The sequence below is a fragment of the Corynebacterium sp. LaCa_282 genome (genome assembly GCF_057198125.1).
Map to the genome: position 1 here is coordinate 1,033,139 of NZ_CP191095.1, position 19,205 is coordinate 1,052,343.

General features: G+C 58.6%; 20 protein-coding genes and 7 tRNA genes. 20 read left to right on the plus strand and 7 right to left on the minus strand.

Annotation, left to right across the window (positions count from 1 at the left end; all coding sequences use genetic code 11):
* Positions 1–675, minus strand: a complete 675-nt coding sequence (locus tag ACP8KU_RS04805; RefSeq protein ID WP_284642690.1) for a DUF3000 domain-containing protein — start codon at positions 673–675, stop codon at positions 1–3.
* A 150-nt stretch (positions 676–825) separates the two neighbouring features.
* Here ACP8KU_RS04805 and hemQ point away from each other — a divergent pair, with 150 nt between their 5' ends.
* Positions 826–1,527, plus strand: a complete 702-nt coding sequence (gene hemQ, locus ACP8KU_RS04810; RefSeq protein WP_023017388.1) for a hydrogen peroxide-dependent heme synthase — start codon at positions 826–828, stop codon at positions 1,525–1,527.
* Positions 1,528–1,618: 91 nt separating this feature from the next.
* Here the strand turns inward: hemQ and msrB are convergent, their stop codons facing one another.
* The 5 genes from msrB to ACP8KU_RS04835 all read right to left on the minus strand — a co-directional run bounded on the left by msrB (position 1,619) and on the right by ACP8KU_RS04835 (position 5,014).
* Positions 1,619–2,035, minus strand: coding sequence for a peptide-methionine (R)-S-oxide reductase MsrB (gene msrB / locus ACP8KU_RS04815; protein ID WP_005283348.1), 417 nt, complete (start codon positions 2,033–2,035; stop codon positions 1,619–1,621).
* Between the two features lie 10 nt (positions 2,036–2,045).
* A complete protein-coding gene (locus tag ACP8KU_RS04820; protein WP_484484080.1) occupies positions 2,046–3,197 on the minus strand; it encodes a glycosyltransferase family 87 protein in 1,152 nt (383 codons plus the stop codon).
* 6 nt (positions 3,198–3,203) lie between these two features.
* On the minus strand, positions 3,204–3,902 hold the full coding sequence (locus ACP8KU_RS04825) for a pyrimidine reductase family protein (RefSeq protein ID WP_284905757.1): 699 nt from the start codon (positions 3,900–3,902) through the stop codon (positions 3,204–3,206).
* A 46-nt stretch (positions 3,903–3,948) separates the two neighbouring features.
* Positions 3,949–4,851, minus strand: a complete 903-nt coding sequence (locus tag ACP8KU_RS04830) for a DMT family transporter (RefSeq protein ID WP_237800534.1) — start codon at positions 4,849–4,851, stop codon at positions 3,949–3,951.
* A gap of 88 nt (positions 4,852–4,939) precedes the next feature.
* Positions 4,940–5,014 (minus strand) — tRNA-Val (locus tag ACP8KU_RS04835).
* A gap of 256 nt (positions 5,015–5,270) precedes the next feature.
* Between ACP8KU_RS04835 and ACP8KU_RS04840 the strand changes: the two genes are divergently transcribed.
* From ACP8KU_RS04840 to ACP8KU_RS04910, 15 genes are all read left to right on the plus strand, one after another.
* Positions 5,271–5,346: transfer RNA gene (locus ACP8KU_RS04840), tRNA-Gly, on the plus strand.
* A 53-nt stretch (positions 5,347–5,399) separates the two neighbouring features.
* Positions 5,400–5,471: transfer RNA gene (locus ACP8KU_RS04845), tRNA-Val, on the plus strand.
* 38 nt (positions 5,472–5,509) lie between these two features.
* A tRNA-Gly gene (locus tag ACP8KU_RS04850) sits at positions 5,510–5,585 on the plus strand.
* 30 nt (positions 5,586–5,615) lie between these two features.
* A tRNA-Cys gene (locus ACP8KU_RS04855) sits at positions 5,616–5,686 on the plus strand.
* A gap of 27 nt (positions 5,687–5,713) precedes the next feature.
* Positions 5,714–5,785, plus strand: a tRNA-Val gene (locus ACP8KU_RS04860).
* A gap of 43 nt (positions 5,786–5,828) precedes the next feature.
* Positions 5,829–5,904: transfer RNA gene (locus tag ACP8KU_RS04865), tRNA-Gly, on the plus strand.
* A 223-nt stretch (positions 5,905–6,127) separates the two neighbouring features.
* Positions 6,128–6,688 carry a copper resistance CopC family protein gene (locus ACP8KU_RS04870; protein WP_484484081.1) on the plus strand — a complete coding sequence of 187 codons (561 nt, stop codon included), beginning with the start codon at positions 6,128–6,130 and terminating at the stop codon, positions 6,686–6,688.
* On the plus strand, positions 6,688–7,374 hold the full coding sequence (locus ACP8KU_RS04875) for a copper chaperone PCu(A)C (RefSeq protein ID WP_023017393.1): 687 nt from the start codon (positions 6,688–6,690) through the stop codon (positions 7,372–7,374). The genes ACP8KU_RS04870 and ACP8KU_RS04875 overlap by 1 nt, the downstream gene beginning before the upstream one ends.
* 2 nt (positions 7,375–7,376) lie before the next feature.
* On the plus strand, positions 7,377–8,603 hold the full coding sequence (locus ACP8KU_RS04880; protein WP_126319173.1) for a Dyp-type peroxidase: 1,227 nt from the start codon (positions 7,377–7,379) through the stop codon (positions 8,601–8,603).
* Positions 8,604–8,680: 77 nt separating this feature from the next.
* Positions 8,681–10,744: a threonine--tRNA ligase gene (gene thrS, locus ACP8KU_RS04885; RefSeq protein WP_005278975.1), complete on the plus strand. Its 2,064-nt coding sequence runs from the start codon at positions 8,681–8,683 to the stop codon at positions 10,742–10,744.
* Complete coding sequence (locus ACP8KU_RS04890) at positions 10,731–11,300, plus strand: HIT family protein (RefSeq protein ID WP_005283324.1); 570 nt, start codon at positions 10,731–10,733, stop codon at positions 11,298–11,300. Before thrS ends, ACP8KU_RS04890 begins: the two co-directional genes overlap by 14 nt.
* Positions 11,293–11,901, plus strand: coding sequence for a phosphatidylinositol phosphate synthase (gene pgsA, locus ACP8KU_RS04895; protein WP_005278979.1), 609 nt, complete (start codon positions 11,293–11,295; stop codon positions 11,899–11,901). The genes ACP8KU_RS04890 and pgsA overlap by 8 nt, the downstream gene beginning before the upstream one ends.
* Positions 11,902–11,987: 86 nt before the next feature.
* Entirely contained in the window at positions 11,988–12,890 is a 903-nt protein-coding gene (locus ACP8KU_RS04900) for a phosphatidylinositol mannoside acyltransferase (RefSeq protein WP_484484082.1), read from the plus strand.
* A complete protein-coding gene (locus tag ACP8KU_RS04905; protein ID WP_484484083.1) occupies positions 12,890–13,993 on the plus strand; it encodes a glycosyltransferase family 4 protein in 1,104 nt (367 codons plus the stop codon). The genes ACP8KU_RS04900 and ACP8KU_RS04905 overlap by 1 nt, the downstream gene beginning before the upstream one ends.
* Positions 13,993–14,454, plus strand: a complete 462-nt coding sequence (locus ACP8KU_RS04910) for a hypothetical protein (protein WP_284610260.1) — start codon at positions 13,993–13,995, stop codon at positions 14,452–14,454. Before ACP8KU_RS04905 ends, ACP8KU_RS04910 begins: the two co-directional genes overlap by 1 nt.
* A 4-nt stretch (positions 14,455–14,458) precedes the next feature.
* Here the strand turns inward: ACP8KU_RS04910 and ACP8KU_RS04915 are convergent, their stop codons facing one another.
* On the minus strand, positions 14,459–15,856 hold the full coding sequence (locus tag ACP8KU_RS04915; RefSeq protein WP_484484084.1) for a DUF2029 domain-containing protein: 1,398 nt from the start codon (positions 15,854–15,856) through the stop codon (positions 14,459–14,461).
* A 142-nt stretch (positions 15,857–15,998) separates the two neighbouring features.
* Here ACP8KU_RS04915 and ACP8KU_RS04920 point away from each other — a divergent pair, with 142 nt between their 5' ends.
* The 4 genes from ACP8KU_RS04920 (at position 15,999) to ruvA (ending at position 19,176) form a co-directional block, all read left to right on the plus strand.
* Complete coding sequence (locus ACP8KU_RS04920; protein WP_484484085.1) at positions 15,999–16,877, plus strand: acyl-CoA thioesterase; 879 nt, start codon at positions 15,999–16,001, stop codon at positions 16,875–16,877.
* Positions 16,878–16,969: 92 nt separating this feature from the next.
* Positions 16,970–17,725: a YebC/PmpR family DNA-binding transcriptional regulator gene (locus tag ACP8KU_RS04925; RefSeq protein WP_023030649.1), complete on the plus strand. Its 756-nt coding sequence runs from the start codon at positions 16,970–16,972 to the stop codon at positions 17,723–17,725.
* Between the two features lie 188 nt (positions 17,726–17,913).
* Positions 17,914–18,486: a crossover junction endodeoxyribonuclease RuvC gene (gene ruvC / locus ACP8KU_RS04930; protein WP_284610172.1), complete on the plus strand. Its 573-nt coding sequence runs from the start codon at positions 17,914–17,916 to the stop codon at positions 18,484–18,486.
* An 81-nt stretch (positions 18,487–18,567) separates the two neighbouring features.
* Positions 18,568–19,176: a Holliday junction branch migration protein RuvA gene (gene ruvA / locus ACP8KU_RS04935; RefSeq protein ID WP_023017402.1), complete on the plus strand. Its 609-nt coding sequence runs from the start codon at positions 18,568–18,570 to the stop codon at positions 19,174–19,176.
* Positions 19,177–19,205: the final 29 nt, after the last annotated feature.

The window sequence follows — 19,205 nt, forward strand, 5'->3', positions numbered from 1 at the left end:
TTAGCGGCCGAGCTCAGTAACGCCTTCAGGCGGCAGGCCCGCGACGTTGGCTAATACTTGTGCAAAGGCCTGCACGTGCGGCGCTAAATCTAGTCCCTCCGCGGTCCACGATGCGCGCATTTCAATCTGATAAGCGCGCGGGGGACCGCCGATCTCTCCGAAGCGGACCGAGGCGGTGGAGGTGACGGTGCCGCCGAGGTTGGTAAGCTCCGCGCCCTCTTTTTCTAAGCCTTCATTGAGCCACTGCCAGGCGACGTCGGGCAGCAACGGATCTCCTGCTACCGAATCATCCATATCGGCCTGGATATACGCCACTAGGCGCATCGCGCCCTCCCAGGCTTCTTCCGCGCCTGGGTCATGGAGGAGGATGAGGCGTCCGAAGGCATCGCCATCTGAATCGGTGGCGATAATATCGGGCTCCTCTTCCGTGCCCACCTCAAGGCCAATGGCGTGGCTAAAGGGGGCTAGCCGCTGCGGTGGGCGAATGGACCCGAGGCTAATCTCAGGGCGAAGAGTGGCCGCGTGCATGGACTCTACCGCCTGAGTAAAAGCCGGTGGCGTCGTCGGCTCTTGTGCCTCGTCGTTGCGGTGTAAGGAGGTAAAGGCTGCACCATCTCCGGAGTTGCCTCCGGCATTCTTACCGGCGCTGGGCGTGGTCGATTCGGAATTACTCACCTTGATAAAGCTATAGTTTCGCTACCTTGAGCTGGCGGAGGCGCGCCGATAGTGGGAGGCACACAGGGGAGCGGGATGACAATCGGTGTAACTCCAACTTATGATGGATATGTCCGAATATTCGAATAAGCTTCTGCAAAGGAGAAGGCAATGGCGAAGCTCGATTTCAAGGAACTCAACGAGGTACAGCAGTACTCCCAACACGCCGTTTTTAAGGTGATCCCAGGCGGCCTGGGCACCGAGCGCGAGGAGATCATCTCCCAAGCCCAAGAATTCTTTGCGGAGCTAGAAAAGGACAATAAGGTCACCGTTCGCGGCGTCTACGATCTGACCGCGATGCGCGATTCTGCAGACTTCATGATCTGGTGGCACGCTGAGGAATTTTCCGATATCCAAAAAGCCTTTGGCGATTTCCGCCGGGAGACCACCTTGGGCCAGGTAAGCGAGGTGACCTGGATTGGAAACGCCTTGCACCGGCCGGCCGAGTTCAATAAATCCCACTTGCCTTCCTTCATCATGGGGGAAGAGCCCAAGGAGTGGATTGCCGTCTATCCATTCGTGCGTTCGTATGACTGGTACACGATGGACGAACAAAAGCGCCGCCGCATTTTGATGGAACACGGCATGCAGGCACGCGACTACCCCGACGTGCGCGCCAATACTGTGCCGGCATTCGCGCTTGGGGATTATGAGTGGGTGCTAGCCTTTGAGGCCGACGAGCTGCACCGCATCGTGGACCTGATGTATAAGATGCGCTATACCGAAGCCCGCCACCACGTCCGCGAGGAAATTCCTTTCCACACCGGACGCCGCGTGAAGGACATCGCAGAACTCATTAAGGTTTTGCCTTAAGATGTGAAACAAAAACAGCGCTGGGAGCACCCTTTACTGGAGCGAGCTCCCAGCGCTGTCATTTGATCTCACTGCGCGTGGTAGTGAAATCCTAGTTTTCCTCGATGGGCTTTTCTTCCAGGTTCAAGGAAATAGAGTTGATGCAGTAGCGCAGGTCAGTCGGGGTATCGTAGCCTTCGCCTTCAAAAACGTGGCCCAAGTGGGACTCGCAGTTGGCGCATAGTACCTCGATGCGGCGCATGCCCAAGGAGTTATCTTCTCGCTCGATAATTTTGTCACCGGCTAGCGGGGAGAAGAAGGAAGGCCAACCACAGTGGGAATCGAACTTCTCGGTGGAACGGAATAGCTCCTCGCCGCAGGCCTTGCAGGAGTAGACACCTTCTGTGGTGGTATCGGTGTATTTGCCCACGTGCGGAGGCTCCGTACCAGCTTCGCGCAATACGTAATATTCTTCGGGGCTAAGGCGCTTTTGCCAGTCGGCATCAGCAATGAGCTTAAAATCAGTCATGACTTTAAGTTTAATCCTTTATTTGCGTTGCACGCCACCATCCGGCAACGCAGGCGAAGATGATGACGATGAGCAGGCTCCATCCCACGGTGCCGGAGAAGAAGTTCATCCACCGCCCAGCATCCGGGTGCGCGTGCGATGTCCACGACACAGGCGCCAAGAACAGGAACGCGGCCACCCATGCGCCCACTGAGTGAAAGACCGAGCGCGGCAGGACCACGGTGAATATCAGCGGGAATAGCCACATTGAATAATATTGCTGTCCTAGCGAGGACAAGAAGAAGATCCCCACCATAATCGCGCCACTCGTCGTCAGCGCCCAAAACACCGGTTCGGATTGTCGCCACCGCAATAGCCCAAGCACCGCGCAGCCGATCAAGGCAGCGAAGATTACCCACACCACCCAGTAGAGGACTGGTCCAAATTCCACATAGGCGCGTAATCCCGCCCAGGAGGAATTGGCATAATCGCGGGTCGTGGACAGATAGGGCACAAGCTTGTCCAGGTAACCGCTTGCACCGGGCACCAGGGGCCACGCGAGGAGGTTAAGCACCACTGGAATCCCCAGCCCCGCGAGGAGGTTGCGCCACTGCAGCTTGACTAGGGGCAAGAAGAGGAGGGGCGCGAATTGGGGCTTAATCAAAATGGCTAGCCCAATGGCTATGCCGGAAACCCACGCGAGCTGCGGGGTGCGCTCAGCCTCTAAGAAAGCCCACAGGAAAAGCACCATGCAGAATAAGAGCACACCGTTGATATTGGTAAACGCCAAAGTATTGGTGACAGATTCGGTGGCGAAGGCTAAAGCGATAGAGACCGGAAACACCGGCGAGGTGAGCTTTCTTCCCACCACGTGGGGCAGCAGTGCTAATGCGGCAATGATGGCAAGGGCATTGACCACGATGAAAAGCCCGCGCGCTGGGCCAAAATCGAGCCACGCTAAAGGCGATAGGAATAGCGTTGCACCCGGGGTGTAGAGATACAACGGATCCACATGGTTATAGGCCTGCTCATACACCGGAATACCGTCGACCATGCGCCTTAGCGCGCTATAGACCGTGGTGAAATCATCAGTCAGCGTCCCATTGCGCGCGACGATGAAAACGCGCTGAATGACAAGGAGTACGGCAATAGGCCATGCGGCGGCGTTTATTCGAGCAGACACGACCTTTTAGTCTACGGGTTCAGACGCGCGCGAGTATCGCAGAAACACCGTGCTATCAGTATCTGCGGCAATATTTTCTAGGTGCATTCGGCGGTGGGAGTGCGTGCCATGAAAGGTAGCCACGGGCTTTTCCACGCCGGTGGACAGGTGGGGATCCAAGGTGAGATACATCTGGTCGATGGCATCGATATGCACCAGCTGGCCGAGCATTCCTGGCCCACCCTCGCAAAGGATGCGCTGAAATCCCCGCTCCCGCAATACGCGGAGGTAGTCCTGCATGGTGCCTTCACCTGCATCGATTACCTCTGCGCCTGCCGCCTCAAGAGGACCTTTCCTCGCGGACACCTCCGGGTTCTGCAGCGCCGCGTGGGGGACAAGGAAGAGCGGGGCGGTGGTGAAGTGGGTTAAGAATTTCGAGTCCGGCTCAAACTTCAAGCTTTGCGTGGGTACGGCAATGGGAGCGGGAGGCGAATCGGGAGAGTGTTGCTCTACTCCCGAATAATCTTCTGACCTGACCGTTTGCCCACCCACAAAAACAACGTCCGCCCAGCCACGCAGGGCCTGGAAAAGCTTTCCGTCGGTGTCATTGCCCATGGCCTCAGAAAGGTCGTTGATGGTGGCAGACCCGGTGAGGGTAGAAACCATATTGGCCCGGAGGGCGGGTAGGTGAGTGGGCTCGGGCCCTAAAAGCGAAGCTATGTCCATGTTCTGCCAGTGTAATGGTTGTGCGAGCCTGAAGGGCCCCCGTTAACTACACCAGCCGAATGAGCACAACACCGGTTAAGAGCAGGGCAATGCCAAGGACCTGGCGGGACTTAATGGGGGCGCCGCTTACGCGGTCAATGATGAGCGAGCCCAGCATCGAGCCAAGCAGGCCGGCGACGACGGTGAGGCCAGTACCAATCTGCGGAACGAGGGCGGCGTTGCCGAAGATGAAAAGCGCGCCCAATACACCGCCTATCCACATCCACCACGGGTTAGGTTTTCCTTCCGGGCGCTCGATGCGGGGGCGCCAGCGCAACACGATATTGACGATGACCAGGGCGGTAACGCCGACGGCGAAAGATACCAGCGCAGCACTGACTGGGGAGCCCGTGACTTGGCCCAGATGTCCGTTGATAGCGGATTGGCTAGCGGTAAAACAGCCAAAGATAAACCCGGCGAGCCGCCAGAGCCACAGGGCGGTCGCGGAATCCTCACTACTTGTTGCAGCGCTCGGGGTAGCTACCACCGCAATCACGCCGATAAGCACGATAATGGCACCGATGGCACGCACTGCTGTGAGAGAAGATTGAGGGGACTCGAAGAGCCCGAAGTGGTCAACAATGAGACCCATGATGACTTGCCCGGCAATGGGTAAGACCACAGTCTGTACCGCGCCTAGGTGCGGATAGAGAAGAATATTTCCGGTCAAAGCGACAACGCCCAGCAAACCGCCGAACCAAATCCAGAGTGGCTCGTTAAAAGCCTGGGCAATGCCGTAGTTACCGCCGGTCACGGCGGTGGCCACGATGAGCAGGGTTACCGTTCCTACGGCGAAGGAAATCATCGAGGAGGAAAACGGGGTACCGGTGGAGGCGCGAAGGCGAGTATTAACCAGCGTTTGTATCGGTAAAACCAGACCAGCAAGAATTCCCAAAAGTATCCACAACACGGGTGGACACTTTACTCAGATAAGCCAAAAAGCCTACTTGAATGGGAAAAGCCCATCTAAGCAAACGAAATTAAGCTTAGGTGGGCGGTGGTGGTCCTAACTGGGATTGAACCAGTGACCTTTCCGGTGTGAACGGAACGCTCTCCCACTGAGCTATAGGACCTTGCGGGGGATAAATCTACACCCGGTGCATTCCATTTTCCTAATTGGCTGGATGGAGGGCGCGGAAGGTGGGGTTAAAGCGGATATGTCTGGGAAGGTGAGCGCGCGGGTTAAATGACAACCCTGCAATTCACACCGTCGATAAGTGAGTGATTTACGCCGCGCAATAGGTGTGCTGGGCTGGGGATTTGGAAACTAGCAGGGAGCACGATAATGTTTGTTCACGCACCGCAAAGCATTAAGCACTGCGGCGCGATGCGGATGTAGCGCAGTTGGTAGCGCATCACCTTGCCAAGGTGAGGGTCGCGAGTTCGAGTCTCGTCATCCGCTCCACGCTTTTCTAGAGGGTATTATGCCACCAAGGAAAGTGGAACTAAATGAATAGCGCGCGATTAGCTCAGTGGGAGAGCGCTTCCCTGACACGGAAGAGGTCACTGGTTCAATCCCAGTATCGCGCACAAGGACTTTGTCCTAGAAACCGGGCCTGGTTTCGCATGCGGATGTAGCGCAGTTGGTAGCGCATCACCTTGCCAAGGTGAGGGTCGCGAGTTCGAGTCTCGTCATCCGCTCCAGCACTGTATTGTGTGAGGCGGTATCGCCACGGTGGAATGGCCGAGTGGTGAGGCAACGGTCTGCAAAACCGTGCACACGGGTTCGATTCCCGTTTCCACCTCAACGTCTTAATGCCTTCGGGCATTAGGCGCGATTAGCTCAGTGGGAGAGCGCTTCCCTGACACGGAAGAGGTCACTGGTTCAATCCCAGTATCGCGCACGAGGGTCATCTTGTTGCCCTTGGTGAATCTTTTGATTTACCTGCGGATGTAGCGCAGTTGGTAGCGCATCACCTTGCCAAGGTGAGGGTCGCGAGTTCGAGTCTCGTCATCCGCTCCATTCAAGCCGCCTTGTTAGCAAGGCGGCTTTTTGCATGCGGCAATCTCAAAGCTTCTGTAGTGATAGAGATCGCAGACTTTTTCGCTTCGGTGCGGAACTATGGGGATATGGTTCCCGACTATTGATAGAGACACCCTGATGACCACGATTGTCACCAAGGCATTCGGTGGGATTAGGATGTCTTTGCATGTACACGCAAAATTCAGAACTGAAGGAGCTGAAAATGAGCCATCGCGTACCTTGGTTGCGCCGCACGGCAGTGGCAGTGGGAGCTACCGCGCTTATCGCGGGCGGATCCGCACCCGTAGCACTGGCGCACGATTCCGTCGTGGGCGGAACCGTAAAGGAGGGCGACCAGCTCGAGGAGTTTCCTGAGGAAATTACCCTGGAGTTCTCCGGCATCCCTAAAGACCAGTTCAACACCTTTGCGGTAACCAATAAGGACACTGGGGAACAGATCTTTAGCCAGGAGCCGGAGCTCGATGAACGCGATCTGACGATCACAACTCCAGATGATGTCGATCCCGGCCCAGGTAACTACCAGGTGGGCTACAACATCACCTCCTCGGATGGACACGCAACGCGCGGTGGGGTCTCATTTACGGTCACAGGTGGGGATAGCGATGATGCTTCCTCCACCGACGCTGCAGATGCAGATTCTTCAAGCGATATGCCCACGTCGGTGAAAATCATCCTGGCAGTGGGCGGTGTGCTGGCCATAGCGGCCGTTCTGGCTTTGCTGATTGCTAAAACCCGTCGAAACGACTCGAAAGGTCACAAATAATGACTAAGAAAATTTCCCACCTGATTGCCGGCGTATCCCTCAGCGCCCTGGTTCTTGCTGGTTGCTCCCCGGATAACGAGAGCGATTCCAGCAACTCGGAGTCGACTTCGGCCGCTTCTTCCACCGCAGAAACCAGTAAATCTACCGCTGCAGCGGATAAGGACCTGACCTTCGAGGACGCCGTCGTCCGCGCCAACGAAGACAAGGACATGACCGCCATCTTCGGTACGTTGGTCAACCACTCGGATAAAGACATCGAGATCACCGGTTTCTCCACGAGCCTGGACGCAGAGATGAACCAGATTCACGAGACCGTCGATGGCCAGATGCGCGAAAAGTCCAGCCCCTTGGTTGTCAAGGCCGGCGAGAGCCACGAGCTTGCTCCTGGCGGTGACCACTTCATGCTGATGGGCATGAAGGAAGGCATCATGCCTGGTGATTCGCTCGAGATGACGGTCACCCTGTCTGACGGCGAGGAGCTTGACCTGGGCACCATCCAGGCCCGCACCATGGGTGCTGGCGATGAGGACTACGGCGACATGGAGGGCATGGACCACGGTCACGCAGGCCATGATCACTCCGATCACGCCGGCCATGACCACTCCGGTCACGATCACTCTGGCCACGACCACTCCGGTCACGACCACTCCAGCAAGGACGACGAGAAAGAAAACCACAAGCACTAATCATGACGGGATTCAGCAGAAGGGGATTTCTCACCGGCGCTGCAGTGTCTACCAGCGCCATTGCGCTGGTGGGATGCAACTCGGATAAATCAACACCACACGCTGAAGCGGAGGAGCAGCCCCCGCTTGCCGATGCCACCGTGGCTTTCGACGGGCCACACCAGGCCGGGATTGACACGCCGGAGCAAGCGCACCTGAACTTGGTGGGCTTTGATCTTAAAAGGGGCATCGGCAAGCAGGGCTTTGCCCGGCTCATGAAGCTGTGGACTGAGGACGCGCGAGCGCTGTGCACGGGCCAGCCGCCGTTGGGGACCTTGGAACCGGAAATGGTGCGCCAGCCTGCGAACCTCACCATTACGTGTGGGCTGGGCGAGCGCATTTTCTCCCTGCTGGGCGTGGATAAGCCGAAGTGGCTTGGCGATGTCCGCGCCTATTCCCGCGACCAATTAGATGACAAGTGGGGCCAAACTGACATCGTCCTGCAGATTTGCAGCGATGACCCGCTGATGAATACCTATGCGCTGCGGCACATGGTGCGCTCTGGCGAGCACTATGCCGAAGTTAGCTGGCTGCAGCAGGGCTTTATCAACGCCTACGGCAGCCACGAAAAGGGCGCGACCGCGCGCAATATGTTTGGCCAAAAAGATGGCACCGTGAACCCGCGCGGCGATGAACAATTCGCTGACCAAGTCTGGATCGAGGATGGCCCGAAGTGGCAGCAGGGTGGTGCGGCCATGGTGGTGCGCCGCATCCGCATGAACCTCGATACCTGGGAAAAGCTGGACCGCTCCTCCCGTGAAAATGCGGTGGGCCGCAAGCTGGAAAACGGGGCACCGCTTACGGGTGATAAGGAATTCGATGAGGCGGACTTTAAGGCCACGGATGAGTATGGCCTGCCGGTCATCGATAAGAACTCCCACATGGCGCGGGCGACTGCGCCGAAGGACCACCCGGAGCAAAAGATCTTGCGCCGGCCCTATAACTACGAATTGCCGCCGGATGGCAAGGATGGCCAACTATCCAATATTGGCCAGATTTTCATCTGTTACCAGCAGGATCCCACCAAGCAATTCGAGCCCATTCAGGCGCGCCTTGATGAGGCGGACCTGCTGAATGAGTGGCTGACCCATATTGGCTCGGCAATGTATTTCTGCCCGCCGGGAACCAAAGGCAGCGATGGCAAAGAAACGTGGTGGGCGGAATCGCTTTGCACGCATGCTGGCCTGTAGAATGACGATCCGTAAATTTAACTAGTGGATGCGGCCAGGTATGCCGTATCTGCGCGAGCGCAAAAAGGAGCGCGAATATGGCGGAACTTATTCCCGCAGCACCGGTAAATTACGAATCCTTCACCGTGCCGGCCGGGCAAGCGGTTGGTGCGGCCCTCCGCGAGCTGAACCTTCCCAATAAGGGTCCAGAGGCAGTCGTGGTAGTCCGCGGCGTGGACGGTACCCTGTATGACCTTTCGCACACCCCGGATGAGGAATCGACATTTGTCCCGGTAGCCGCCTGTGAGGAAGATGGCCGCGCCGTCATTCGCCACTCCTGCGCCCACGTCATGGCCCAGGCCGTACAGGCCGAGTTCCCCGGCACCAAGCTGGGCATTGGCCCGTCCATTGAAAACGGCTTCTATTTCGATTTCCAGACCGCTGAGCCCTTCACCCCGGAGGATCTCAAGAACCTGGAAAAGCGGATGAAGAAGATCATCAAGGGAGGCCAGCGCTTCGAGCGTCACACCTATGCGTCTACGGCAGAGGCGGAACAGGCCTTGCAGGATGAGCCCTTCAAGCTGGAGCTTATCCAGGACAAGGGCAACGTGGACCCGGATTCCGATGAGGCCGCTGAGGTGGGTGCCGGCGATCTGACGCACTATGACAACGTGAACCCGCGCACCAACGAGGTGGAATGGTTCGACTTGTGCCGCGGCCCGCACGTTCCCACCACGAAATATATCCCAGCCTTTGCCCTGACTCGGTCGTCCGCCGCCTACTGGCGCGGTGACCAGGCCAACGCCGGCCTGCAGCGCATCTACGGCACCGCCTTTGAGTCCAAGGACGCATTGGCTGCCTACCAGACCATGGTGGAAGAGGCAGAAAAGCGCGACCACCGCCGCTTGGGCCAGGAACTAGATCTCTTCTCCTTCCCGGATGAGATTGGTTCCGGTTTCCCCGTATTCCACCCCAATGGCGCGACCGTGCGCATGGAGATGGAAAACCACTCCCGCAACCGCCACGTGCAGGCGGGATACTCCTTTGTCAATACCCCGCACATCACCAAGGGCGACCTCTTCCGTAAATCCGGCCACCTTGATTTCTACTCAGATGGCATGTTCCCGCCGATGCAGCTCGATGGCGAGTATGACGCCGAGGGAAATACGGTCAAGGAACCGCAGGACTACTACGCCAAGCCGATGAACTGCCCGATGCACAACCTGATCTTCGCATCCCGCGGCCGTTCCTACCGTGAGTTGCCGCTGCGCCTTTTCGAATTCGGTACGGTCTACCGCTACGAAAAGTCCGGCGTGGTGCATGGCTTGACGCGTGCGCGCGGTTTTACCCAGGACGATGCCCACATTTACTGCACCGAAGAGCAGCTGGAAGAAGAACTCACCCAGGTTCTAGACTTCATTATCTCGCTGCTTGAGGATTACGGCCTCTCCGATTTCTACTTGGAGCTTTCCACCAAGGATCCCAATAAGTTCGTCGGCTCCGATGAGATTTGGGAGCGCTCGACCGCCATCTTGCAGTCCGTGGCAGAAAAATCCGGGCTCGAGCTCGTTCCTGATCCTGAGGGCGCCGCGTTCTACGGGCCAAAGATTTCCGTCCAGGCCCGCGATGCCATTGGACGTACCTGGCAGATGTCCACGGTGCAGCTGGACTTCAACCTGCCGGAGCGCTTCGAGCTGGAATACACCGCATCCGATGGCACGAAGAAGCGCCCGATCATGATCCACCGTGCTCTCTTCGGCTCCATCGAGCGCTTCTTCGGTGTGCTTCTTGAGCACTACGCGGGCGCATTCCCAGCGTGGTTGGCACCGCACCAGGTCATGGGCATCCCAGTCGCGGATGACTTCGTGCCGCATCTGGAGGGCGTCGCCGCAAAGCTGCGCCGCAAGGGCATTCGCGCGGATGTAGATACCTCCGATGACCGCATGCAGAAGAAGATCCGCAATCACACGACGGGCAAAGTGCCCTTCATGCTGGTCGCCGGCGCCCGCGACGTGGAAGCCGGTGCGGTCTCCTTCCGTTTCCTGGATGGCACGCAGGTCAACGGCGTGCCGGTCGATGAAGCCGTTGAGCTCATCTCCACGTGGGTAGCAGAGCGCACCAACGAGCAGCCGACAGAAGAGCTCATTCGTGCCCGGCGCTAATCCGCAGAAGGGGCAAAGCGAGGAAACATTCGTCGATACCGGTGCCGGTGAGCCGGACCGGTTGGAGCGACTGTGGGCACCGTACCGGATGGCCTATATCGCGCAGCGGTCCGAGGATCCCTTCGTGGAAGCGCCCAAGGGCAGCGATGAGGACGGGCTCATCATCGCGCGGGGTGAAACGGTATATGCGCTGCTCAACCTGTTTCCCTATAACGCCGGCCACCTCATGGTGGTGCCGTACCGCAAGGAATCCGAGCTGGAAAACCTCACCGAGGAAGAATCCCACGAGCTCATGGCCTTTGCCCAAAAGGCGGTGCGGGTGCTCAAGCGCGTGTCACGCCCAGAGGCCATTAACGTGGGCTTTAATCTGGGGCGCGCGTCCGGCGGCTCGGTGGGAGACCACCTGCATTTGCATGTGGTGCCAAGGTGGCCCGGGGATAGTAACTTTATGACTGTCCTCGATGGGACTAAGGTATTACCGCAACTACTGCAAGACACCCGTCGTGTCTTGGCAGAGGGTTGGCGTGACATGGAAGAGGAGGACTCGCGTGCTTAGCGTGCATGGGCGAAAGCCCGCCGCCGTGGTGGTGGAACCTATAGCCAAGACCTTTTTAAAGTTGGGATTGACTCCCAACGTGGTCACGGTTGTAGGCACTATTGTGACCATCGCCATTTCGGTGATCCTCATTCCTACCGGTCACCTGTTTATCGCCGCCGTATTATCCGGCCTCTTTGCCGCCTTTGACATGCTCGATGGCACCATGGCGCGCCTGACCGGTAAATCGAGCGCTTTCGGTGCCACGCTGGATGCCAGTTGCGACCGCATTACCGATGGCGCGTTATTCTGCGCCATCGCCTGGTGGCTGGTGTATACCGCAGACGCGTCAAAATGGACCGTGGCGGCCTGCCTCATTACGTTGGTCTGCTCCCAGGTCATTTCCTATATCAAGGCTAGGGGAGAGGCCTCCGGTTTCACCATGGTGGGCGGCCTGATTGAGCGCCCGGAGCGCCTCATCTTGGCGCTGGGCGGAATCGGCCTTGAGGGCCTGGGCGTAGAGTACGCCGCGGCGGTATCGCTGTGGATCTTGGCGGTTGGCTCAATCTTTACCGTGTACCAGCGCATTGCCATTGCAGCGCGCCAAGATGCCGGAGTATAACTTAAGCGACCTTGGGCGCAGCGGGGGACTATCGTTCCGGCTAGTTCGTGGATTGCGCACACACTTTTCTGGAGGATCCGGCCACCATGTGGGATAAAGAAGACGTAGCAGCCGCTGGGTATTTGGCGGGCTGGAAGGTAGTTCGCCGGTTGCCCCAGCCGGTAGCGCGCACCATCTTCCGGTGGGTCGCGGATTTCGCGAGCGATAACGGGCGCGGCATGGATGGACTGCGACGAAACCTCACCCGCGTGGTGGGGGCAGAAAACGTCACGCGTGAATTGGTGCGCGATTCCATGCGCTCGTATATGCGCTATTGGATGGAGGCGTTTCGCCTTCCCGCGATTCATTCCGATCCCCAGCTGCACGAGCGCCTCATGGGCGGCCTGGAGGGCCTTGAGCACTTTGATGCCTCCGCGCAATCTGGCCGCGGCGTGATCCTGGCGCTGCCACACTCCGGCAATTGGGATATGGCCGGGGTTTTCCTGGTGGGCCATTACGGGCAATTTACCACCGTGGCAGAGCGGTTAAGGCCGGAGGTGCTTTTTGATGCCTTCGTAGATTACCGCGAGGAATTAGGCTTTGAAGTCCTGCCGCTTACCGGTGGGCCGGCTACGCCCTTTGCGCGGCTGAAGGAGGCCCTTGAGGAGGGTCGAGTGGTCTGCCTATTGGCAGAGCGCGATATCACCCGCAGCGGCGTCACGGTAGATTTCATGGGCGAGGAAGCCAATATGGCGGCAGGTCCTGCGCAGCTAGCCATCGAAACCGGCGCGGCGCTCCACGTAGTGCACTCCTGGTTTGAAGGCGACGGCTGGGGATTATCGGTGTCTCCGGAAGTAGAGGTCACCGATGTGCAGGAGACCACCCAGCGCATGGCGGATGGGTTTGCGGCCAATATCCGGCGCCACCCCGCAGACTGGCACATGTTGCAGCCGCAATGGAATGAGGATGTGGAACGGCGCCGGCAAGCGCGAAAGGAACGTTCCCGTTAATGCGCATCGGTATCATTTGCCCGTATTCTTTTGACGAACCCGGTGGCGTGCAGGCCCATATCCTTGACCTAGCCACCGTTTTCATAGAACAGGGCCACTTTGTCCAGGTCCTTGGGCCCGCCGCGGAGTCCACGCCGCTGCCGGATTTCGTGGTCAAGGGCGGCCCAGCCTTCCCGATTGCGTATAACGGCTCGGTCGCGCGCTTGTCGGTGGGGCCAAAGGTAACCCGCAAGGTCAAGCGCTTCATCCAGGACGGGGATTTCGATGTCCTGCATATCCACGAGCCCAATTCCCCGAGTTTTTCCATGACCGCCTTGGCCGTGGCACACGGCCCGATGGTGGCGACGTACCACGCCTCGGCGGCCAATTCCCTCATCCTCACCTTGGCAAAGCCGCTGCTTATGCCCTTTTTGGAAAAGATTCGCGGCGGCATTGCGGTATCGGACATGGCCCGGCGTTGGCAGGTGGAGCAATTGGGCGGCGATCCCGTCCTGATCCCCAACGGCGTCGATACCTCCGTCTATGCGCTTGCGCGCAAGAAAAGCCAGCCCGCGCTTGCCGATGCCCCACTCGAGGTCGTCTTCCTCGGCCGCCTCGACGAGCCACGGAAGGGGCTGGATATCCTGTTAGCCGCATTGCGCCAGGTCAACAAGAATATTCGCGTCACCATTATGGGCGGCGGCCGCGCCCGCGAGGTCGAAGGCGTGGACTTTGTCGGGCGCGTCAGCGATGCAGAAAAGGCACAGGTTTTAGGCCGGGCCGATGTTTACGTGGCGCCGAATACGGGCGGGGAGAGCTTTGGCATCGTGTTGGTAGAGGCCATGGCCGCCGGTGCCGCCGTCGTGGCTTCCGATTTGGAGGCCTTTCGCGCGGTGTGCAACGCGGAATCTGATGAACCCGCGGGAGCGCTTTTCCGCACCGGCGATGCCTCCGATTTGGCGCGCGTGCTGAACCAGGTCTTGGATGATGGCGATTACCGGCGGCGCTTGGTGCGCAATGGCGTCCAACGCGCCCAGATGTATGACTGGGACCATGTTGCCGCGGCGGTCATGCAGGTTTATGAAACGGTGCAAGATGGCACGAAGGTAAGGGAGAAGCGATGATGGGGATTGAGATTACCATTGCGCTCGTCATCCTCATACTTTTAGGATCGTGGGCCATTTTTACCGCGCAGCGGCTAAACTTCCTGCACATTCGCACCGATGCCGCACTGGCGCAGCTGCAGGCGGCACTAGACCGGCGCGCGGCGGTAACGGCGGCGGTCTCCCCGGATCTTGCCGCCTTGGCGCAAAAGGCCGAATCCACGGAGCTTTCGCAAGGGCATTTTCAAGCCCGCACCATGGTAGAGCGCGAGCTTTCGGCCGCCATTGTGCGCGATTTTCCGGTAGGCCAGCGCCCGGCCGCCTTGGCGGATGCAGAAGGCCGCATCCAGTTGGCGCATCGCTTTTATAACGAGGCGGTCAGCGATACGCGCGCGCTGCGCCTGCGCCCAGCGGTGCGCTTTTTCCACCTCGGCGGAACCGCTAAATTACCCGAGTACTTCGACTACATGCTGGCAGATTGAAAATCTAGCCGCGCGGCACCTGCGTGGTGACATCGGTGCTCGCGTCAGGATCGGCGTCGGCATCGGCATCGGCGGTGTCGGAGCCCGGAACGTTGATTCGCCCGGTATCTGGTGAGGGCGCGGGCTCTGCGGCGGCTTCCTGGGCTTGCTCCAGGCCGCTTGCTGCCACGATGGCCTTTTCTATGCGGCGCGACAGGCTTATCTCAAGGATGAACCAAATGAGCGCGATGAGGACCATGAGGAGGATGAGCACGTTGCGGGCCACGATTACGTAGACCGGAGTAAGGTCTGCGCCCACGTACTTCCACAGGTAGTCATAGTGGAACGGGTAGACGTAGGTGCCCAGCGCAGCGGCGGCGACCGCGCATACAGCGAGAAGGCCCTGGCAGATCTTGATGGGGACGAACCCGGCGGGGAGCTGTTGGCGTACGACCACCGCGAATAGCGGGCCGAGCCAGATGATGTACTGGGGCGAAAATACCTTATTGGTGGCAATGAGCAGCAGCACCATAAGGGTGAAGAAGGCGACGGTGGTGCGCGAGGTCCACCCTCCGGCGAAGAAACGGTATAGAGCCCAGCCCAAGGCGAATACCAGCATCCCGGCTGTAGCGACGGTGCTCCACATGATGGCGGTATCCACGCCCGGGCCGGAAATCTCGAAGCTCTTGGACGGTGCATAACCTAAATGCCATTTACCTGGGTTGAGGTGCGCCTGCAAGAGCAAGTATGTCGCCGGAATGGATTCGAGTTGGAGCCCGCGCACCCCCTGATAATCCAGCGGGGAAAGGAGCCGGTCCATGCCGGAGGTGACAACCGTTAGCGCTGATAGGGCTGCGACGGAGCCGAAAAAGGACACCAGGCGGAGCCAGGAATTAGCGCTATTAAACCGCCCCACCAGCCCGGCGGCGAGGACGCCTGGCCAGAGCTTCATGGTGGTGGCGAAGCCCAAAAGGGCGGCACCGGTCTTGGGATGAAAAATAAGGAGCGCGGCGGCACCGGCGACGGCGACCGCGGGGAAGATATCGAGGCGCCATACAAAGACGTGACCTGCGGACGTGCCGAAGAAGACCCAGAACCAGCCTGCGAGGAAAACGCGCTTATTGCGCTGGTGGTGGCGCAGCAGGAGGGCGAGGAAGGTGGCATCGACAAGCAGCGTCATGATGGTAAAGCCGATGTAAAACACGCCGCGGTCCCCGCCGGTAAACCAACTTAAGATGATGGTGGGCCACGTTCCCGCATGGGGGTATTCGGTCATTAGCGTGGGATCGTCGCCATAAAGCCCAGCGAAATAATAGGCGACATCGCCGCGTGCACTGTGGTCGAGCTTCAAGAAATAGACCAATACCAAGCGGGCGAGAACCCAGCCCACCCATACTGCAGGAACTGACGCGATTCTTTTCACCCAAAAGATTCTAGGAAAAAATTTGGGCAGTGGGTAGTTCGAATCAGGTTGCTAGCCACTGGGGTTGGACCGGCTAGGGAGTAGGGTGGCAAGGCAGATAAGAAGTTACGTGATATAGCGCATAGTAGGCGCATAAGGAAGGATGACTGTGGGCACCATTTCTGAGGTTTTGGCATTAGAAGGCACCCAAGAAGCGGATGTCTTTTCTGGCCCGGCGATTCCCTCGCAGATTGAGCGCACCTTTGGCGGGCAGGTGGCAGCGCAAGCGCTAGCCGCGGCGCAAAGGACTGTAGATAATAAGCAGGTGCATTCCCTCCACGGCTATTTCGTTGGACCGGGTGATACGAAAAAGCCGCTGGAGCTGCGGGTGGAAAGGCTGCGCGATGGCCGTTCCTTTGCCAGCCGGCAGGTTCGAGTCATCCAAGATGGCCGCCTCGTCTTTATCATGCTCGCTAGTTTCCACCGCGATGGTGATACAGGGCCCGAGCATCAGGATATGGCACCGCAGGTACTAAGCCCTGATGAAGCCGCGCGCCGCGGTGGCGGGGCGCCCTATTCCACCCGAATCATCTTGAAGGAGTGGACCGATTGGGATATCCGTTTGGTCCCCGATGAAGGCCGCGATGATGCCGCCGCGGAGGTAACCGGTGCCGGATACCGCCATATTTGGTTCCGCAATACCGGCGAGCTTGGAAGCGACCCCGACTTTCACCGCGCCGCCCTAACGTATATGTCCGATATGACCCTCATACGGTCGGCGCTTATTCCGCACCAGGGGGAGAAGATCCAGTTGGCAAGCCTTGACCATGCGGTGTGGTTTCTCCGCCCCTTCCGTGTGGATGAGTGGTTGCTCTATGAGCAGGTATCGCCCACAGCGTCGCAAGGCACGGCTATCGCGCGCGGTAAATTATTCACTGAACAGGGCGATCTCGTTGCGCTGGTCAATCAGGAGGGCTTGACGCGGTTCCTCGATGAGAACCTAGGCAGCGGTTCCGCCCACGGTAATTGGCATAACGTCTAGAAACGCTTGCGTATCCTGGGGGCGCTTTTCCCAGTTCGTGCAGGGCACGTATAATTGTAAACAGATTTAGAACCCAATTAGAAAGGGACTTAATGTCAGGCCACTCAAAATGGGCAACTACCAAGCACAAGAAGGCTGCCAATGACGCCAAGCGCGGCAAGGAATTTGCCAAGCTCATTAAGAACATTGAAGTGGCGGCGCGAACCGGCGGTGGTGATCCTGCGGCCAACCCAACGCTCGATGACATGATTAAGAAGGCCAAAAAGGCCTCCGTCCCCAATGACAACATCGAACGCGCCCGCAAGCGCGGTTCTGGTGAAGAAGCCGGTGGTGCCGACTGGGAGACCATCATGTACGAGGGCTATGGCCCCAACGGTGTCGCAATGCTGATTGAATGCTTGACCGATAACCGCAACCGCGCGGCTACCGATGTCCGCACCGCGATGAGCAAGAATGGCGGCAACCTGGGCGAATCCGGCTCGGTTGCGTATATGTTCTCCCGCACCGGTTATGTCTTGGTGGAAAAGGGCGAGCTGAGCGAGGACGACGTCTTGATGGCGGTCCTCGATGCCGGCGCCGAAGAGGTTAAAGACCAGGGCGAGAAATTCGAGATCGTCTGCGCCCCCACGGATGTGCAGGCCGTCAAGGAGGCTCTCAAGGAAGCTGACATCGAGGTCGATGACTCCGATAATGATTTCCGTGCTTCCGTTGAGGTTCCCCTCGAGGCTAATGACGCGAAGAAGATCTTCCGCCTCATCGATGTCTTGGAAGACTCCGACGACGTCCAGAACGTATATACCAATATGGACCTATCCGATGAGGTCCTAGCGGAGCTCAACGCAGAGTAAGGATACTGCTCTTATTAGGCACTAGCTCGGTGGCGGCTCTTCGCGGATGCGGAGATGTCGGCGCCGGGCTTTTTATTGTGCTCTATTAGGGTCCTAAGTTCTCGCCGTGTTGTAGAACATGTGTGTGTAAGACATAATAGGGAAGCAAGATTGGTAACGACGAGGCCGCGGAACGGGAGTGGGCGGATGTGAGTATCGAAGGCATGCGCGTGATGGGTATCGATCCCGGGCTCACCCGCTGTGGCCTGTCCGTAGTTCAAGCCGGGCGCGGGCGCGCGATCCTTCCCGTCTCCGTGGGAGTGGTGCGGACTCCCAGCGATAAGGATCTGACCGAACGGCTTTTGCGGCTATCCGTGGCGGCCAAGGAATGGATGGACGATTATTCGCCGGATGTGGTGGCCATAGAGCGCGTCTTCGAACGCGGCCAGGTCTCAACCGTCATGCAGACCGCGCACGTCGTAGGGGTTCTGGTACTCGCGGCCGCCGAGCGGGATATTCCGGTGTACATGTACACCCCATCCGAAGTGAAAAAGGCTATTTCTGGCAATGGGCGCGCGGATAAGAAGCAAATGACGACCATGATCACCCGTATCCTGGGGCTTACGGAGCCGCCCAAGCCGGCGGATGCGGCGGATGCATTGGCGCTGGCCGTCTGCCACTGCTGGCGGGCGCCAGCGATCGTGAGAATGGATAGTACCGGTTTAGGGCTCGGCGCAAAGACCAGCGGCGTCCGCGGGCGGGGGAAGGGTGTTCAGCCTTAGCTCGCCACACCCCCACAGGTTAAGTTTGTTCATTATTAGGTCATGTTGAAAGCGCACACAGGTAGGAAGGCACGGTAGAAAATGATTGCGGCATTGCGGGGAGAAGTCCTCCACATTGGTTTAGACCACGGCGTTATTGAATGCGGCGGGGTGGGCTATAAGTTCTTAGCCACCGCAAAGACGTTGGGAACCTTGCGCCGCGGAGAAACCGCTTTTGTGCTCACGACCTTGGTAGTCAAGGAAGACGCATTGACCTTATACGGTTTTACCAGCGACGATGACCGCGAAATGTTCCAAGTGCTGCAATCTGTGTCTGGCTTGGGGCCCAAACTCGCCTTGGCCGCGTTATCCGTCATGGGGGCAGAAGAACTGGCCGCAGCGATTGGCGGGGAGGATGTGAAGGCGCTGCAGTCTATCCCGGGCGTCGGCAAGCGCATGGCCCAACGCCTGACCCTGGAGCTCAAGGATAAGGTAAAGCGCTTTGCTGGAACTCCCGTGCCCGATGCTGCGTCGGAGGCAACAGGTGCCGGTGGCCCAGTTGTCGATAGTGTCACTGAAGCCCTCTTGGGCCTAGGGTTTACTGAGAAGGCGGCTCGCCCCGTGGTGGAGGCGGCATACGCCGAAGCCCCTGCGGCGGATACCTCAACCTTGCTGCGTGCGGCCCTGGCCCAGTTGGGTAAGCAGGGCTAAAAGAATACGACGTCAAGAAGACACAAAGG